We start from the raw sequence: 18,261 nt of genomic DNA, 5'->3' as shown, positions 1-18,261 counted from the left end.
TTTCATCCGTAATGTAATTACTGAATTTTTGCGAATTCTTCTTTTGAAAGCTCACCGTTGCTATCAACATCTAAATCATCAAATAATTGAGCTAGTTGTGAGTTAGCTTGTGCTTCAGACTGGCTAATAACGCCGTCGCCATCAGTATCGAAAGAATCAAAGTCAACCGCAGCAAAAGCCGCTGAAGATGAAGCAAGTGCTATTAAAGCGAGTGTTTTAGTAAATGTTTTCATAATTAATCCTTAGGCTAAATGCCTTAATTAAAATGGTAAGAAGTCCTTTTCAAAGATCCTTAAGGGAAACTAGTACGCTGAAAATTCGTCTTTAGAAAGTTCACCATTACCATCTACATCTAGCTCTGCAAACTGCTCCATAAGCTCAGCAGCAACCGATGCCTCTGCTTGGCTGATGGTGCCACTGCCATCTACATCAAGCGTTTCAAAGTCTGTGCTTGCAAATACTGCAGATGAAGAAGCAAGCGCCATTAATACCAGTGTTGATTGTAACTTTTTCATAATATAATCCTTCAAAGTGTGCAATGTTCGTCAAATAAAAAATAATTGGCTCAAAACTATCAACCTCATATCCTTGCGATTCTTTGTCATAGGCTCCCTTGCCTATTTAGGTTGTCTTGGGCAACTCAGAATCAATGGTAGTATTGAGCACTAAAGCTGGTTACGCCTTAGAAAACTCTGCTTTAGATAACTCACCGTTTTGGTCAGTATCAAGCTCAGTAAACTGGCTCATAAGTGAGGCGTCAACTGATGCTTCAGCTTGGCTAATAGCGCCGTTGCCATCCACATCAAGAGTGTCAAAATCGGTTGCCGCAAAAGCCGCTGATGAAGAAGCTAAAGCCATTAGTACCAGTGTTGATTTAAGTGTTTTCATAATGTAATTCCTTCATTAGGTTGTGTGATGAAGCGATATGCTTTATCACGTTTTTGCTAAATACAGCTTAGGTATTACAACTTCGATGCCATGTTTTTAAAGTTATTTAAAAACATGTATTTAGAACGATTTTGAAGTATTTTGATAAAAATAAACCATGATTTTGTTGCTTTTTAGCAACAGCCACAGGGGCTGAAATAAATAAACATTTAAAATCAATAAGTTAAATTATAATAAAAAGAGACATGGGAATGAAAAAACTGGAAAAATCATGTTTAGAGCAGTTATGAGAATAAACCGACTCTGAACACATCCGACATACTTACTTTAACGGTATAAAATAGTACATATAACGTATTGAAATATAATAACTAAAATAATATTTCTATTATTTTTATAAAAATTTTTTAAGAGCGAATTAAAAACTATCGTTTTGTTGCCAAATGGCGAATTGGGATGAAAACAAGCTGTAATAGAGGAGAGTCGCTAGCAATGTGTTGCTCTAAAAATCAATAAACTAGTCGCTCATACTCATAAGGGCTATGAGCGTGAGCAATGTGTTTTAAACAGCCTGCTTTATTTCCAACCTTGCAGCCATTTTTGTTGATCTTTTAAATCGCGCCACTGGATTGGGTATTGGTTTTTTGACATTACCGCCTCAGTGATACATTCAATGACGTTGCCGTCTTCATCAAACTCAACCTCAACAATAATAAAATGTTTTTCCTTATTAATTGCTGGGATCGCTGTCCATTTACTATTAAGCAGTTTTTTAGGGTTTAATTTATTCATACTACGCCTTCTAAGTTTTCTACTTGAACATACGCATCAGAGCCATTTTTAGTTTTATTAATCTGATATTCAAGACACTAATAACGTGCCTTTATACATTTGCATTTGGCAATGAAAAGCATATTCACCCACTTTAAGTGCCGGCAGCTCAACAGTGTTATTCTCACCCATAGCGAGCGTTTTACTGATATCGAGTGAAGGAAACACCACCGTTTCGGCGCATGGAGCGCTGTCTTGTCGATTAAACGTCAGCGTTACTTTTTTATCAGCAGCCACTTTAATATGGGCAGGATAATAAACGCCGTTATCAACCACTATCGTTATTTTGTTGTTATTACTCTGCACTTGCTTAGGTTTGTATAGCCAAAACCAGTATATAATAACCGCAATTAACAACGCGCCGAGTATATTGATCATCAACATAATGCTACTCCTATTTATAAAATTACGATTTACTGGGTTTAAAAAAGCGCAGGCGATTGGCGTTTGTGACCACAGTTAGTGATGACAACGCCATAGCAGCACCTGCAACAACCGGGTTGAGTAATATACCAAAGAATGGATATAACAGCCCCGCAGCAATTGGAATACCTGCCACATTGTAAATAAATGCACCAAATAAATTTTGCTTAATATTGACTATAGTGGCGCTACTAAGCGCAATGGCATCGCCAAGACTCTGTAATGAACCGCGCATTAAGGTGATATCAGCGCTCTCAATCGCCACATCGGTGCCAGTGCCAATAGCAAACCCAACATCGGCTTGTGCCAGTGCAGGCGCATCGTTTATACCATCACCCGTCATACCGACTATTTCACCTTTAGCTTGGCGTTTAGTTACTTCACTGGCTTTGTCATCAGGCATTACTTGGGCAATAAAGTCCTTAATACCGACTTTGTTAGCGACGGCTCTGGCGGTAGCTTGGTTATCACCGGTCAGCATAACAACATGGATACCTTTTTTTTGTAGACGTTTAATGGCCTCTGCTGAATCGTCTTTTATCGGATCGGCCACCGCTATAATGGCTTGTAGTTGGGTATCAATTGCAAAATACATTGGCGTTTTAGCGGCGCTGGCTAATTGCTCAGCTTGCTCTTTTGCCTCTGCAATACTGATATTGTGTTGGCTCATAAGCGCTTCATTGCCAAACAATAAAGTTTGCCCATTTAATCTGCCTGTAACACCTTGCCCCGTCACAGCGTTAAAATCGCTGACTTTTTCAATCGTGATATCTTCATTTTCAGCATAACTTACAATAGCTTGCGCTAAAGGATGTTCAGAGCCGTTTTCAAGACTAGCGGCAAGCTTTAGCACGTGTACTTTATCGCTGTCATTAAAATTAATGATATCGGTAACGGTGGGTTTTCCTTCTGTGATCGTGCCAGTCTTATCTAAAATCATGGTGGTTATTTTAGAGGTGGTTTGCAGCGCTTCTCCATTACGAATAAGTATTCCCGATTCAGCGGCTTTACCTATCCCAACCATAATTGACATAGGGGTTGCTAAACCCAGCGCACACGGACAGGCAATGATAAGCACCGTGGTCACGGCCACTACCGCATAAGCAATGCTCGGCTCGGGGCCAAAATTAAGCCAAGCAAGGCCCGCGAGCACTGCAATAATCATTACCGTAGGAACAAATACGCCGGATATTACATCGGCTAAACGCCCTATGGAGGGTTTAGAATTTTGTGCTCGTTTAACCATATTAATAATACTGGCAAGTGTGGTTTCACTGCCAATATGGGTGGCTTTAAATAGTAACGTGCCACTTTTATTAATGCTGCCTGCAACAATGATATCGCCCTCAATTTTGTTCACTGGCATAGGCTCACCCGTGAGCATTGACTCATCCACTGAGCTGCGACCTTCAATGACTTCACCATCCACAGGGATTTTTTCACCGGGGCGTACACGCACAGTCTCGTTTTTTAGTACCTCACTAATAGCTATATCTTGCTCTTTGTTATCACGCACTACCCGAGCGGTTTTTGGCTGCAAACCGATTAAGCGTTTTATCGCCTCAGAAGTACGACCGCGGGCTTTTACTTCAAAGGCAAGGCCTAGGCTAATTAAACCGATGATCATCGCTGAGGCTTCAAAATAAACATGCCTAGCCACCTCGGGTAGCACGCTTGGCGCAATGACTACCACCATAGAATACAACCACGCGGTACCTGTGCCCAACGCAATCAGTGTATCCATATTGGCGGTGTGGTTTTTAAATGACTGCCATGCGCCGTTGTAAAACTGTTTACCCGCAATGGCCATAACCACTAAAGTGACTATACCAACAATAAACCAGCCAATACGCTGCGCGTTGGTGGTGACACTCATATCAAAAATAAGCCCATACAACATAAGCGGAGCGCCAACGCCTAGCGCCAATACCATATTACGCATTAGCTTTTTATAGTGTGCGCTATCGGCTTTGGCTTTTTCATCTAACGCGTCTTGCTCCGACTCGCTATTCATTGGCTTAGCCTTGTAACCAATATTTTCGACTGCTTCAATCAGCTCTGCTGATGGCGCATTGCCTTCAACTTGCACACTGCGATCAGCAAAGTTCATTTCAACACGCTGCGCACCTGATACACTTTTTAGCGCTTTTTCTATTTTTGCGACGCAGCTCCCGCAATTAGCACCTTCAATTATAAAGTTTTGCACTGTGTCTTTATTGTTGCTCATTTTGCTTCCTCGGAACTAACTTGCTCGTTAAGGGGATCTACAAAGGTCTCAATTAAACTACATATATCGGCACTTACAGCACCATCGCTTGAGTTTTCCCACTGTTTTACCGCTGCTTGCATACGCGTTCTTAGTTTGAGTGTTTCTTGAAATAGCCGTTCTGTTTCTTCGAGCCGTTTAGTTATTAATTGTCGTGTCAGTGGACACGGACAATTCCCTTGCTCCGACTGAGCAACTATTTGCTGAATATCTTTAATAGAAAAACCAAGTTGCCGTGCACTAATAATAAACTTTAAACGTCGTTGATCGTCTTTGGTATACACCTGATAGCCATTGTTTTGGCTACGAATGGGTTTAAGTAGCTTTATACGCGTGTAGTGCCGCACTGTATCTTGGGTCACTCCCATGATTTTAGCTAGCTGTTTAACATACATAACTCACTCCATCGGGTTTTAATAGTGACATAATAAACCTATGTGTAACACACAGGTCAACCGCTATTTTAAAACTCTGGGAATGCGTTCTCGGCACATTAAATAAGTGATTACGTTTGCTTAAAGAAGAGGAAGAATACAGCAGTCACAAAATAGTGACTGCTAGAAAATGTAGACGTTATTTTGCTACGACTTAGGTTAACTATAGTTTAGTTTGCTTCACTACGCGATTGTTTAAGTGCTTCACCTAGCTGCCCAGCAATTGCTTGGATCTCAGGCATGGCTTCTTGCACTAGAGATTGTGACATTTGCATAGATGCTTGCATCACCTGTGGCATTTTTTTCAAAATAGCTTGCCCTGACTCTGTTTTATAAAAATCGAGCATATCGCTAATCTCTTGCTCACTAAATTGCTTATCATAAAGGTTAACCATCATAGGCTGCATTTTTTGCCAGCTCATTTTGGTTTTTAGCACCTTAGTCATATCGGCATAATATTTGTCAAATATTGGCTTTTCATCTGGCTTTACCCCCATTTGCACCGACATATTTTGCATCATGCCCTCAACTTGAGAATACATAGAGTCAACCATGGCGTCCATATCCATCACCTCTACCAGCTCATCAATTTTTTGTTGCTTAGTAGTTTGCGCTGCATATAGGCTAGTTGAAAAAATAAGTAGTGATAAAAGTAATACCTTACCCATATTAATATCCTTTTTGTATTTGAATTTACGCCATACTCACATGTTCAATAAGTGTTGTAAATGGGAACAACCAAAAAAACAAAAAGCCGAATAACTACCATTATTCGGCTTTTTGTCGTTTGTTAGGGTTAATCTTTTTCGATATTATCGAGTCCTTTCGTTCCATCTTTGGCTTTTAACTTATGATGAATAGCGGTTTTAATTAGCATATAACCACTAATGGGCGCCGTGATTAATAAAAATATAGTGATTAATATTTCTTTTACGCTTAAGCCACTAGCTGAATTGGCAAAAAATACCATCGCAGCCGTGAGTATACTTGCCATCCCTAAAGTAGTGGCTTTGGTTGGTCCATGTAAACGCATAAAAAAATCAGGTAATTTAATTAAGCCTATAGAGCCAATTAAAATAAATAATCCACCTAACAGCAGTAATATTGATACGATCCATTCACTTATCATTTTAATACCTTACTCAATTATGTCGCCACGAAGTAAATACTTACATACTGCTACAGTGCTTATAAAACCAAGCATGGCAATAAGTAAGGCCGCTTCAAAGTACAGCCCCGTGCCCATACTGATGCTATATAAAATAATCAGTGCAATCACGTTAATATACATAGTATCGAGCGCTAAAATGCGATCCGGTACTGACGGACCAATAATAAGTCGCCATAAATTAAGCAGTAATGACAATCCAATCATTGAAAAAACAATGAGTAATACTGTATCTAACATTGAAATATCTCCTTTAGGGGAGCTTCGTAACGTGCTTTTATTTGTTTGATAAGCGCTTGCTCATCATCTAAATCCAGCACGTGAATTAATAAATAACGCTGTGCAGGCTGGTCATCGTCATTAAGCGATTTAATAATAGGATAAACCTCTGCACTGACCGTCCCAGGTGTTAAAGACACGCAACTGGCTAAAATAGTAATTGGCATTTCGTGCATTAAATCTATTGGTACTTTAACAAAGCCTGGACGCAGATTTTTTGACGGGCCCATTATTAATAAGGCCACTTGTAAATTAGCCACAATAATATCGTAAAGCACAATCAGTAACTGCTTAAGCGCAAGCCCTGGTTTTAATATAAGCGGCTGTGGATCTCTAAAAGACATACTAAATAAAGGAATAAGCAGTGCTAACAATGCACCCAATATAATATGCCCTACAGACACACTGTTATTTAATAATAGCCATACTATAAATAAAAATAGACTACGAAACGGTGTGGGTAACCAACGAAAACGAGCTTGTAAGCGCATTACATACCTCCCTTAAGTACCGCATTAATACCACCACTAATATCGTGAAGTTGTGTTGCCGTCTCGAGTGCGTATTGCGTTGCCGCATCACCAAAAACTACCAGCAGTATTGAACTGGCTAATAGAGCAACAAGTACGATAACTTGTAACGGATGTGCATTGGCAACATCGCCAGCCTCACCGCTTTTGTCTTTACGTTCCCAAAATAAACTCGTGCCTGCACGAGATATAGCCACAATGAGCGCTAAGCTCATAATTAAGTAAACAGGCCAAAATACCAATGCTTGCTCACTATTTAAGGTGGTTTTTAAAATCCAAATTTTGCCTACAAATCCCGAAAATGGCGGCATACCAACCACTGTTAGCCCTGCAATAATAAAACACGCCCCCAATAAAAATGGCTGTTTAACTGCGCGACCGCCAACTAATCGATCGCCGGCTTTACCCCGTTGTGTTGAAATGAGATCGGCTAATAAAAATAACGCCGCAGTAACTAACGTTGAATGCACTAAATAATATAATAATGCAGCAGTTGCATTAATATTTTGGAGTGCGACTAATGCCACCAACGTCCCTACAGAAACCAGTACTAAATTCGCAATCAGTTTTCGTAAATCTTGTGCAGCCAACACCCCTATTGCACCAATCACTATGGTTGCAATAGCCAAAGCCCATAGCCAAGACTGCGCCATATGTTCAAGCTCACCCGCCTGCTCACCAAATATCACCGTATATACACGCAAGGTGGCATAAACACCGACTTTGGTCATAATCGCAAATAACGCAGCAACCACAGGTTTAGCACTAGAATAAGCATTGGGGAGCCATAAATGCAGTGGTAATAGTGCACTTTTAAGTGCAAATACAACCAGTAGCAGTAAACCACCGGCTTTTGCTAAATAAACATCATCACCGGTTAGCTTTGGCACTTTATGGGCCATATCGGCAATGTTTAAGGTACCCAGTACGCCGTACAAAATTCCTAAGCCAATTAAAAATACGCTTGAGCCCACTAAATTTAAAATAACATAATGCAGTGCCGCACGTGTTTTGGGCTTGCCGCCACCGTGCATTAACAGCGCATAAGAGGCAATTAATAACACTTCAAAAAATACAAATACGTTGAATAAATCGCCCGTTAAAAACGCACCGTTCACCCCTAATATTAAAAAATGAACCAAGGGATGAAAAAAGCTGCCTTGCTCGTCATCGCCTGCACAACTATATAAAACCACGCCAACGCCCAAAAAGGCGGTTAAGGTAACTAGTAACGTTGAGAGCATATCCGCAACCAGTACAATACCAAACGGTGCAGACCAGTTACCTATTGCATACACGATAATCCCGTTATCTTTTACCTGAACCAGCAGTAATACTGTAATTGCAAAGGTTAAAATAGCCATTAGGCTTGAGGTTAATCGTCGTGCAAATAAACTTTTGCCACACGGTGGCAGCAGCAAAATAATTGCCGCTAACATAGGCAGTAAAACAGGCAAAGACGCTAAATGCTGAATCATTTTCTCTCCTTGCGTTTACTTCTTGTTAGGGTGCCATCAACGTGATCATTCCCTAAGTCCGCTCGACCCCGAATCGATAAAATAACCACAAACGCAGTCATGGCAAAGCCTATTACAATGGCTGTTAATACTAAGGCTTGTGGCAGCGGATCGGCGTAATCAGCACCAGTTCCTAGTACCACCGCTTTATTGATAGTTAAGCGCCCTGATGAGAATAAAAACAAATTAACCGCGTAAGAAATCATTGTCAGCCCTAATACCACCGGAAATGTGCGCGCTCTTAATAATAAGAACACGCCACAGGTGACCAGCACGCCAACGCAAGATGCGTATAACAGTTCCATTAAATATTTACCTCTTCTTTCTCAGCGTTCGCTGTCATATTACCTAAGCTCGCAAGGATCATTAGCGTCGCGCCAACGACGGTTAAGTACACGCCCAAGTCAAATACAATGGCGCTAGCTAGCTCTGTTTTGCCAACAAACGGAATATCAAAGTAATCAAACCAAGTAGTTAAGAATGGTTTATCGAAGAACCAACTTCCGACACCCGTAAACATGGCAATAGCGATACCTGATGCAATAATTTTTCGATAGTTAACATCAAAACGTTCATTAATCCACGCAGTACCATGGGCCATATATTGTAAAATAAAGGCAATAGAGGTCACGAGGCCGGCAATAAATCCACCGCCCGGTAAGTTATGACCACGTAAGAAAATATAAGCGGATACTAATAGCGCCAATGGTAATAAGCTTTGTGAAATACAAGCCAATAAAATAGGATGACGGTCTTTAGACCATGGGCGCCCTTCACTGTCGCTTGCTGGCATATAAAGCGGAATTCTTGATAACAGTTTAAATATACCCAGTGCTGCAATCCCTAACACGGTGATTTCACCTAAGGTATCAAAGCCCCTAAAATCAACTAAAATAACGTTAACAACGTTAGTACCCCCACCGCCTGTTTTAGCATTAGCAACAAAGAATTCAGAAATTGAATTAAGTGGACGGGTTAGTAATGCATAACAAATACTAGCAATAATTACCCCCACCGTAGAGGAAATAACCACATCACGTAAAATACGCAACGAGCTTGACTCTCTTGGCGTACTTTGCGGTAAGAAAAACAGTGCCAACATTAATAATATGATGGTCGCAACTTCTACTGTAAGTTGCGTTAAGGCCAAGTCAGGCGCTGAAAAACGTGTAAACGCTACCGACACCATTAATCCCACAATCGACAGCATTAATAACGACACCATCCGAATTCGATGCCAAATAACGGTAGCAATAGCACCAATAATCAGTAGCCCTGCACCTATAGCATTTTGAATATCAACTGGGGTGTTAGGTACACTGCCAGCTAGCTGTTTCATTTCAAATAATGGCCAACCTGAGGCAAGTAATACAACGCCTAACATAATAAATACATAGCGTTGTAATGAGCCATTTTCTGTTGATTGGATTTTGTTTTGACACCAATTAACCACAACCGCTAAAAAACGCTCGAAGATTTTTTTAGCGTTAAAAGGAGGTAACGACGCCTGAAACTGGAACAAGTACTTACGATTAACGTAAATAAATAAACCACCAATCACCGCCATACCACTCATAAGTAGAGGTAAATTGAAACCGTGCCAAATAGTTAGCTTGTACTCAGGCATAGCTTGACCAAGTACGGCCAATGAGGCAGCCGATAAAATACCATCTACTGCAAAGTGCGGAAAAATCCCCACTAAAATACATAGCACCACTAAAATTTCGATAGGCACACGCATATAACGTGGCGCCTCATGAGGGGTGCGTGGTAAGTCTATCGGTTCACCATTAAAGAACACGTCATGAATAAAGCGAGATGAGTACGCTACCGACAGCGCACCTGCAACGGTTGCCAGCACAGGAATTAACCACGACATAGAGCCAAGTACTTGCTGACGCAGTGTTTCAGCAAAAAACATTTCTTTAGATAAGAAACCATTTAATAGCGGTACACCCGCTATAGCGGCAGCGGCCACCATCGCCAATGTGGCTGTATAAGGTAAGTAGCGCCACATGCCATTGAGTTTGCGCATATCACGCGTGCCGGTTTCATGGTCAATAATACCCGTGGCCATAAATAACGACGCTTTAAACGTAGCATGGTTAATAATATGAAAAATAGCGGCTACGGTTGCAAGTTGTGTGTCTAGGCCGAGTAATAGAGTAATTAGGCCTAAATGACTAATTGTTGAATAGGCTAATAAGCCTTTTAAATCATGTTTGAATAGCGCAATGTAAGCGCCAAATAAAAGTGTAGTTAAACCCGTCAAACCGACTAATAAAAACCAAGTGTCGGTTCCCGCCAGTGCTGGATAAAAACGCGCAAGTAAAAAGATACCCGCTTTTACCATAGTGGCAGAGTGTAAATAGGCACTAACAGGCGTAGGTGCTGCCATGGCGTGGGGTAACCAAAAATGAAACGGAAATTGTGCAGACTTGGTAAAGGCGCCTAGTAATACTAACACCAGCGCTAATTCGTATAAATCATGTGATTGAATAATCGCTTTGCTAGCTAAAATAGTGTCTAGGTTGTAGCTTCCAACAATATCACCTAGCAGCATTAAGCCGCCCAGTAATGCTAAACCACCCGCACCGGTTACCGCCAGTGCCATACGCGCCCCCTTGCGCGCCTCTGATTTATGCCACCAGTAACTAATCAACAAGAACGAGCTAATACTGGTTAGCTCCCAAAATACCCATAACTGAATCACATTGTTTGACATAACAATGCCCAGCATGGCAGTCATAAATAACATTAAGTAACTAAATAGCTTTGGCAGTGAATCGTTTTGACTTAGGTAATAACGGGCATACAAAATAACCAGCAGCCCTATTCCTAAAATCATAAATAAAAACAGTAAACTCAATCCATCTAAGCGTAAGGAAATATCCAGCCCTAAAGCAGGTATCCACTGCGCGCTAAAACGAATGGTTTCTCCCGCGAGAACCGCAGGCGCATGATAAAGTGTAATTGCAAGCGCGGCTAAAGGCGCAATAGCCGTTAGGCTCGTTGCCTGATTTCGAGAAAGTTTGCCGGTGCATGCAGAAATAACACTGCCTAATAAGGATAACAGGGGTATCCAGAGCAAAGTCATAATGAAGGGCCTTTTTGAATCATAAAGTTTATCAATTCGCTACTTGTTATTATTAAATACCAAAGTGACTTGGGTATACGTTTTATATCTGTTTTTTAACAACATTAATACGTACAGTTATACTGATAAACACGGTTTTTGTCTATAGAAAGCGCTTCTAGCGGGGCAATAATCAAACAAAAAAGTCTATAAATTAATGAACTGGGATAAAACCGGCTCAGCTTTTAAGCAGTTTTAATAGGCTCATATAATCATTGGTTAAACAACCTAAAAGCACTCTATTTAATGATTAAAAGCGCGGGAATAAATCTGCATGTTGCTCTATATGAGTTTGCCACAAAGCCCGATATTGCTCTGAAAGTCCAACCTGTTGATATTGCATAATAGACCACTGTGCGCTTGGCTTATAAGCAACACCTCCTTGCTGACAGCTTTTGCTTTTGTGCCATCCTTTTGGCGCATCAGTGTTATGAGCAATAAATAAGTTAGGGGCAACCAACCCCTCAAGCTGACAAAGCCAAGCTTGTTTTTTTGCTGGTAAAGCGTATTCATCTTCAAAACCATTAAAGTGCATTAATTCATGTAAAAAGACTGCATAATTAGCCTGCGAGTTAATATGCATTAAGCCCTGATGCACATTGGCAGTACCTTGCTTGGGCATCATAATCGCAAAATCGAATCCTTTAGGAAGCCGCTGCTTAAGTGATGACTGTTGCCAATCGCACTGCGCAAGCGTTGCTTTAGTGCTGTTACAAGCAATTGTATTACCAACATATATAGGCTTTGAAAAACAAAATGCATTACTACTAGGCTCTGGGTGTTGTGCGTATTTTTTCACAAAGTGGTTGAGCCTATATAAACCATCACGGTGATCGCTCAGCATTAGCACATTAAATGTGCATTGCTTTTGTATCTCAATTTGCTCGCTCGCTACCAAAAACCCTAATTTATTCATAAAGGGTTGGTTTAATGCATCGAAGGGAGCACGCTGTTGTAACTGTAAATGATAAAAGGCATCCCCTTTAGGTAACTTATTGTGAGCTTTTAATAACGCTAAATCTTGCCAACGCCGTTGAGCAAGCAATGAAGCTGCGAGATGTTTTTGTTGTTTAATTGTTATCTCATCGAGGCTTGCTTGCCAAAAGAGCTTGGCGGTTTCAGTTTGATTATTGGCTATTAATGATAACCCATATCCGTATTGTGCATGGGCTATTTTATTGCGTGCTAAGGTGGCTAATGAGGTCGGGGGGAGTTGTAAAATATGCGATGCAAAGTAACCAGGGAATTGCCAATAACTATCAATCACATTGGCTTTGGCGTGCAATACTTGCCAAAAGCCAATGCTATTTTGTTTATTACTGGAGCCACTAATTAAGCTAGTGCACAGTAATAAAACGCTTAATTTAAAAAAGTTAGCCCGCGCTTTCACTAGCCATCAACTCAAGCTCTAAACGTGCATATTTATATTCTATAAATTCATGAACGTTCGTTGCTAGCGCCAACTTAAAGTAATCTGTTGCAATTGAAAGCTCACCTGCGGCTTGGTGCTGTTTAGCTAAGTAAAAATAAGCTTCACATAAACGTTGAGCATATTCTTGTTGTGAACTTACACCATCGGCTATCCCTGAAAAAAATGCTTTTTCACTCATATCACCTACATACAAGGCAATAAGCTGGTATGCCCATTCATTTTCATCAAGGGCCGCCGCATTAGCTTTTAACGAAGCGAGTGCCTGAGTTTTATCTTGTGCGGCCTGCGCTAAATAAAGCCACAGCACACGATAAGGATCGTTAGGAGAGCGCTCCAAAAACGTTTTAAAGTCATCCTTTGCAAGCGTGGCTCTATCACCATAGTACAAAGCAATACCACGATTTAAATACGCATATTCATGTTCTTGGTCTAACTCTATGGCTGAATCAAAATACTCGTATGCTTTTTCGTATTGCTGCATCAAGGTATGTTGAATCCCCAAAAAGTTATACACTTCAGCCAAATCAGGTTTCAGTTTAACTGCTCGGTTAAAATCAATTCGCGATAAAGTGGTCATGCCTAAGCTATCAAACAGCACACCACGGTCATAATAGAGCTTTGCTTGTTGCTCTGTACTTAAGTCTGCTCTATTTAATAGCTCTGAAAAACGAGCAATGGCAATTTCATTTCTAAAGTCTGATGCAAGTGGCGCAGTAAATGGCACATTAATAATAGCAGCGGGTTTAGTAGTAGCCTGACAAGCGCTTAAAGACAAAATAGCAAAAGATGCCAAGGCTAAATGTTTAAGTCTCATTAAAATCCTTAATACCGAGGTAAGTAGCAAATAGATAAGACATAAGCTGTCTTGTAAGGTTCATTCTTGTTATATGTTACTTAACGTCTTGAACATAATAGGTTGCTAACATTAAAGCATAAAAAAAGGGGCTAAACAGCCCCTTTTTATACTATCCAGTAATTATCTGGATGAAAGATTAGCAATTACGCGTCTTTAGACTCGTCAGCTGCAGGTGCTGCTGATTCCATTGCTTCTTTAATACTTAGACGTACACGGCCTTGGCGGTCTACTTCTAGTACTTTAACTTTAACTTCTTGACCTTCACTAAGGTGATCAGCAACGTTGTTAACACGCTCTGTGCTGATTTGTGAGATATGCACTAGGCCATCTTTACCAGGAAGAATGTTTACAAACGCACCGAAGTCAACGATACGTACAACTTTACCTTCGTAGATAGTCCCAACTTCAAGCTCAGCAGTTAATTGCTCAATACGGCTAATTGCATTTGCTGCACTTTCACCGTCTGTAGCAGCAATTTTGATTGTGCCATCATCACCGATTTCAATCGTAGTACCTGTTTCTTCAGTAAGTTGACGGATAGTTGCGCCACCTTTACCGATAACTTCTGCGATTTTCTTCTGTGGAATTTGCATCGTGTAAATACGCGGTGCAAACATAGATAACTCTTCAGAAGGTGCAGAAATCGCTTCGTCCATCACACCTAGAATGTGTAAACGAGCTGCTTTAGCTTGCTTAAGCGCGATTTGCATGATTTCTTGCGTGATACCTTCAATTTTGATATCCATTTGTAGAGCAGTGATACCGTTAGTTGTACCCGCTACTTTAAAGTCCATGTCACCTAAGTGATCTTCATCACCTAAGATATCTGAAAGTACTACAAAGTTTTCTTCTTCTTTAACTAGGCCCATCGCGATACCCGCAACAGAAGCTTTAATTGGAACACCTGCGTTCATAAGCGCTAGAGACGTACCACAAACCGATGCCATTGAAGATGAACCATTTGATTCAGTGATTTCAGATACAACACGAATTGAGTAAGGGAACTCAGTTAATGTTGGCATTACAGCTTGGATACCACGCTTAGCTAGGTTACCGTGGCCGATTTCACGACGCTTAGGAGAACCTACAAAACCCGTTTCACCTACACAGAATGGAGGGAAGTTGTAGTTAAGCATAAAGTGGTTTTTGTGCGTGCCAGTTAAATCATCGATTAACTGTGAGTCACGTTCTGTACCAAGTGTTGCTGTTACTAATGCTTGCGTTTCACCACGTGTAAAGATTGCAGAACCGTGAGTACGTGGAAGTACACCAGTCATTACATCTAGTGCACGGATCATATCTGGTTCACGACCATCGATACGTTTTTCGCCAGCAGCGATACGGCCACGAACGATTTTCTTCTCAAGTGAACCGAATACTTTACCTACTTCTTGCTTATCAAGCGTTTCGCCTTCAGCAAGTTCGCTAGTAAGCGCTTCAACTACGGCATCTTTTGCTGCAGTTAATGCTTCTTTACGCGCTACTTTATCAGTAATACGGTAAGCTTCGCCTACTTTATCAGCAGCAAGTGTTGCTACTTTCTCTTCTAATGCAACGTTTTTCTCAGGTGCAGTCCAATCCCAAGTAGGCTTGCCTGCTTCTGCTTTAAATTCGTTGATTGCCTTGATGATAGACTGTGATTGCTCATGGCCGTATACAACTGCGCCTAGCATTACGTCTTCCGCAAGTACGTCTGCTTCTGATTCAACCATAAGTACGGCGTTATCAGTGCCAGCAACAACTAAATCAAGTTGGCTTTCTTCAAGCTCTTTTAGTGTTGGGTTAAGTACGTATTCACCGTTGATGTAACCAACACGTGATGCACCAATTGGACCGCTGAACGGGATACCAGAGATAGCAAGTGCTGCTGATGTACCAATCATCGCAACCATATCAGGTTGGATTTCAGGGTTTACAGAAACAACAGTCGCGATAACTTGTACTTCGTTTACGAAACCATTTGGAAAAAGTGGACGAATTGGACGGTCAATAAGACGTGCAATTAGCGTTTCGCCATCGTTAGGACGACCTTCACGCTTAAGGAAACCACCTGGGATACGACCTGCAGCGTACATACGCTCTTGGTAGTTAACTGTTAGTGGGAAAAAGTCTTGGCCTGGTTGAGCTTCACGCTTACCAACAACCGTTACGAGTACTGACGTGTCGCCAATGCTTGCTAGTACTGCGCCGTCTGCTTGACGAGCGATAGCACCTGTTTCTAGCGTCACTGTGTGTTGACCTAGTTGAAATTCTTTTATAATTGCTTGCACTTAAAATATTCCTTAAATGTATTTTTAGTATTAATTAAGTTTTCATCAAAGTACCAATTACAGTACATAATTGTATTCAGTTGGAAATCAATTAAGTACTACAATTGGCAATGATGTAAATAACCGTAGATAAACCTTTTTATCTACGCGCCATAGTATATAACAAAGTCAGGTAAAATTGCGAGCTTAGCACCGAGATAAAATAGTGCTTACAGCAATGCCAAAAACATTCGCTTTGTGAATGATAATAGTATGGCTTTTATTCGATATTTCAAGGGGTTTACTGAAAAGTACTGGGGAAGACGAGAAAATTTAAGCACAAAAAAAGGAGCTAAAAAGCTCCCTTTTTGATAATCAAGTTCTTAGCGACGTAGGCCAAGCTCTTTGATTAACGCAGTGTAACGCGAGATATCTTTACCTTTAAGGTAATCAAGCAGTTTACGGCGAGTGCTTACTTTACGAAGCAGACCACGACGTGAGTGGAAGTCATGCTTGTGATCAGCAAAGTGACCTTGAAGCTTGTTGATATCAAAAGTAAGTAATGCTACTTGTACTTCAGGTGAACCAGTGTCGCCTTCAGCGCGTGCGAATTTAGCAATGATATCGATTTTTTCTTGATTGCTTAGTGACATAATAACTCCAAAAGTTAAATTTAATAGGTGCTTTAGCCGATCACTAATTCAGCCAAAACGATTAAGCGGGCGTATTCTACCAATTATCAGCATAACTACAAGTTAAACTTTACTCTGGTTGCTGATTAGACAAGCCACGTTTTGATTTTAGATGGCCATCAGGATTACGTTCACCAGTACCAATAAAAATTCCGTCAGCCAGAACTTTTATTGCACCTTCAGGTAATTCTTTACCTAGCACCACAGCTTGACCATGGCTAAATGCTATTCCCTGCTCTTTAGTAATTTCCACAACAGGTAAATCAACTAACGCGGTATCCATTGGCAATAATAGTTCGTCAAGGTAAGTAGAAGGCGCAACGTCTTGTTCTTTCGCTTGATTTAATAACGTTTCTAACTGCTCAAGTGTGACCATTTTATCTGCTGGGTAATGCCCTACAGCACTACGATGCAGCATAATCACATGCGCGCCGCAGCCAAGGTTTTCACCTAAGTCATCAACAATAGTACGAATATACGTGCCTTTAGATACATGGGCAGTCATTTGTATTTCGTTAGCTTGCTCATCAAACTCATCAAGCGTTAAGCTAAATACGTTAATTTTTCGACACTTACGAGGGACTTCTATGCCTTCGCGCGCGTATTTATATAAAGGCTTGCCTTCATATTTAAGCGCTGAGTACATTGATGGGTATTGATCTGACTCACCTAAAAATTTAGCAATTTCCTGTGTAAGCAGTTCAGCAGTAACATTAACATCACGCGTTTCGACCACTTCACCATCAGAGTCTGACGTGGTAGTACGCTCACCCAGTTTTGCTCGCACAACATAGGTTTTATCTGTATCGAGTAAAAACTGGGTAAACTTAGTGGCTTCACCAAAACAAATAGGCAGCATACCGGTCGCAAGCGGATCGAGCGCACCAGTGTGCCCTGCTTTTTGAGCAAAATAAATACCTTTCGCTTGCTGCAGTGCTTTGTTTGATGAAATACCTTCTGGTTTGTTTAACAACAAAATACCATCAACTGGACGGCCTTTACTGCGTCTTGCCATTAGTCTTTAGTGCCTTCTTCGCTATCTGTTTCATCATCAACATGCTTAGCATTATCTTCACGAATGATAGAGTCCACTAAGTTAGAGATTCGCATCCCTTCCATTAATGAATTATCAACCACAAATTTAAGCTCAGGCATGATACGCGCACGAATACGTTTACCTAGCAACGAGCGGATATAACCGGTTGCTTCGTTAAGTACTTTGGCACTTTGTTTGGCTGCATTTTCATCTTCAGTGTTAAACACGGTGATAAAAACTTTGGCATAAGATAAATCGCGCGATACTTCTACCGCAGACACTGTCACCATGCCCAAGCGTGGATCTTTAATTTCGCGTTGTAAAATCACCGCAATTTCTTTTTGAATTTGCTGAGCAACACGATCAGTGCGAGAAAATTCTCTCATTTCACTTTCCTAAAATTATAACTTATTGAAAAATAATAATAAGCTAACTAAATAATGGATACACAAATGGGGGCTGAGCCCCCATTTAAAATCTTAGCATAGGTTATGTTGGGCTATCGAGGTACAACCTTGAATGTC

20 protein-coding genes are annotated in these 18,261 nt (G+C 40.8%); all 20 read right to left on the bottom strand.

The window, feature by feature from the left end:
• Positions 1-17: 17 nt before the first annotated feature.
• The 20 genes from PSM_RS05330 to rbfA all read right to left on the bottom strand — a co-directional run bounded on the left by PSM_RS05330 (position 18) and on the right by rbfA (position 18,123).
• Positions 18-233 (bottom strand): calmodulin, encoded by a 216-nt coding sequence (locus PSM_RS05330; RefSeq protein ID WP_013464551.1) that lies wholly within the window; start codon positions 231-233, stop codon positions 18-20.
• Positions 234-302: 69 nt separating this feature from the next.
• Positions 303-515, bottom strand: a complete 213-nt coding sequence (locus tag PSM_RS05325; RefSeq protein WP_008467121.1) for a calmodulin — start codon at positions 513-515, stop codon at positions 303-305.
• Between the two features lie 160 nt (positions 516-675).
• Positions 676-888 (bottom strand): calmodulin, encoded by a 213-nt coding sequence (locus PSM_RS05320; protein WP_008467122.1) that lies wholly within the window; start codon positions 886-888, stop codon positions 676-678.
• Between the two features lie 576 nt (positions 889-1,464).
• Positions 1,465-1,680, bottom strand: coding sequence for a TIGR02450 family Trp-rich protein (locus tag PSM_RS05315; RefSeq protein ID WP_008467123.1), 216 nt, complete (start codon positions 1,678-1,680; stop codon positions 1,465-1,467).
• A gap of 69 nt (positions 1,681-1,749) precedes the next feature.
• The gene (locus tag PSM_RS05310) at positions 1,750-2,103 is read right to left on the bottom strand and encodes a cupredoxin domain-containing protein (protein ID WP_013464550.1); all 354 of its coding nucleotides are present in this window, start codon (positions 2,101-2,103) and stop codon (positions 1,750-1,752) included.
• A 22-nt stretch (positions 2,104-2,125) separates the two neighbouring features.
• Positions 2,126-4,369, bottom strand: a complete 2,244-nt coding sequence (locus PSM_RS05305) for a heavy metal translocating P-type ATPase (RefSeq protein WP_013464549.1) — start codon at positions 4,367-4,369, stop codon at positions 2,126-2,128.
• Complete coding sequence (locus tag PSM_RS05300; protein WP_013464548.1) at positions 4,366-4,803, bottom strand: MerR family transcriptional regulator; 438 nt, start codon at positions 4,801-4,803, stop codon at positions 4,366-4,368. The genes PSM_RS05305 and PSM_RS05300 overlap by 4 nt, the downstream gene beginning before the upstream one ends.
• Positions 4,804-5,012: 209 nt before the next feature.
• Positions 5,013-5,510 (bottom strand): DUF2059 domain-containing protein, encoded by a 498-nt coding sequence (locus tag PSM_RS05295; protein ID WP_013464547.1) that lies wholly within the window; start codon positions 5,508-5,510, stop codon positions 5,013-5,015.
• A 128-nt stretch (positions 5,511-5,638) separates the two neighbouring features.
• Positions 5,639-5,971 carry a Na+/H+ antiporter subunit G gene (locus tag PSM_RS05290; RefSeq protein WP_013464546.1) on the bottom strand — a complete coding sequence of 111 codons (333 nt, stop codon included), beginning with the start codon at positions 5,969-5,971 and terminating at the stop codon, positions 5,639-5,641.
• 9 nt (positions 5,972-5,980) lie between these two features.
• Entirely contained in the window at positions 5,981-6,250 is a 270-nt protein-coding gene (locus tag PSM_RS05285) for a K+/H+ antiporter subunit F (protein ID WP_013464545.1), read from the bottom strand.
• Complete coding sequence (locus PSM_RS05280) at positions 6,244-6,780, bottom strand: Na+/H+ antiporter subunit E (protein WP_013464544.1); 537 nt, start codon at positions 6,778-6,780, stop codon at positions 6,244-6,246. The genes PSM_RS05285 and PSM_RS05280 overlap by 7 nt, the downstream gene beginning before the upstream one ends.
• Entirely contained in the window at positions 6,780-8,297 is a 1,518-nt protein-coding gene (locus tag PSM_RS05275) for a monovalent cation/H+ antiporter subunit D (RefSeq protein ID WP_013464543.1), read from the bottom strand. The genes PSM_RS05280 and PSM_RS05275 overlap by 1 nt, the downstream gene beginning before the upstream one ends.
• Positions 8,294-8,641 (bottom strand): Na+/H+ antiporter subunit C, encoded by a 348-nt coding sequence (locus PSM_RS05270; RefSeq protein ID WP_013464542.1) that lies wholly within the window; start codon positions 8,639-8,641, stop codon positions 8,294-8,296. The genes PSM_RS05275 and PSM_RS05270 overlap by 4 nt, the downstream gene beginning before the upstream one ends.
• The gene (locus PSM_RS05265) at positions 8,641-11,433 is read right to left on the bottom strand and encodes a monovalent cation/H+ antiporter subunit A (protein ID WP_013464541.1); all 2,793 of its coding nucleotides are present in this window, start codon (positions 11,431-11,433) and stop codon (positions 8,641-8,643) included. The genes PSM_RS05270 and PSM_RS05265 overlap by 1 nt, the downstream gene beginning before the upstream one ends.
• A 289-nt stretch (positions 11,434-11,722) precedes the next feature.
• Positions 11,723-12,862, bottom strand: coding sequence for a hypothetical protein (locus tag PSM_RS05260; protein ID WP_013464540.1), 1,140 nt, complete (start codon positions 12,860-12,862; stop codon positions 11,723-11,725).
• The gene (nlpI, locus tag PSM_RS05255; protein ID WP_013464539.1) at positions 12,846-13,718 is read right to left on the bottom strand and encodes a lipoprotein NlpI; all 873 of its coding nucleotides are present in this window, start codon (positions 13,716-13,718) and stop codon (positions 12,846-12,848) included. The genes PSM_RS05260 and nlpI overlap by 17 nt, the downstream gene beginning before the upstream one ends.
• 185 nt (positions 13,719-13,903) lie before the next feature.
• A complete protein-coding gene (pnp, locus tag PSM_RS05250) occupies positions 13,904-16,030 on the bottom strand; it encodes a polyribonucleotide nucleotidyltransferase (RefSeq protein WP_013464538.1) in 2,127 nt (708 codons plus the stop codon).
• Between the two features lie 362 nt (positions 16,031-16,392).
• The gene (rpsO, locus tag PSM_RS05245) at positions 16,393-16,662 is read right to left on the bottom strand and encodes a 30S ribosomal protein S15 (RefSeq protein ID WP_006793376.1); all 270 of its coding nucleotides are present in this window, start codon (positions 16,660-16,662) and stop codon (positions 16,393-16,395) included.
• Between the two features lie 109 nt (positions 16,663-16,771).
• Complete coding sequence (truB, locus tag PSM_RS05240) at positions 16,772-17,716, bottom strand: tRNA pseudouridine(55) synthase TruB (protein WP_013464537.1); 945 nt, start codon at positions 17,714-17,716, stop codon at positions 16,772-16,774.
• Entirely contained in the window at positions 17,716-18,123 is a 408-nt protein-coding gene (rbfA, locus tag PSM_RS05235; RefSeq protein WP_008467148.1) for a 30S ribosome-binding factor RbfA, read from the bottom strand. The genes truB and rbfA overlap by 1 nt, the downstream gene beginning before the upstream one ends.
• Positions 18,124-18,261: the final 138 nt, after the last annotated feature.

Origin of the sequence: Pseudoalteromonas sp. SM9913, assembly GCF_000184065.1 — a bacterium.
Lineage (GTDB): Bacteria > Pseudomonadota > Gammaproteobacteria > Enterobacterales > Alteromonadaceae > Pseudoalteromonas > Pseudoalteromonas tetraodonis.
Note: the sequence above shows the minus strand (reverse complement) of the source record. Positions and strands in the feature narration are given on the sequence as shown.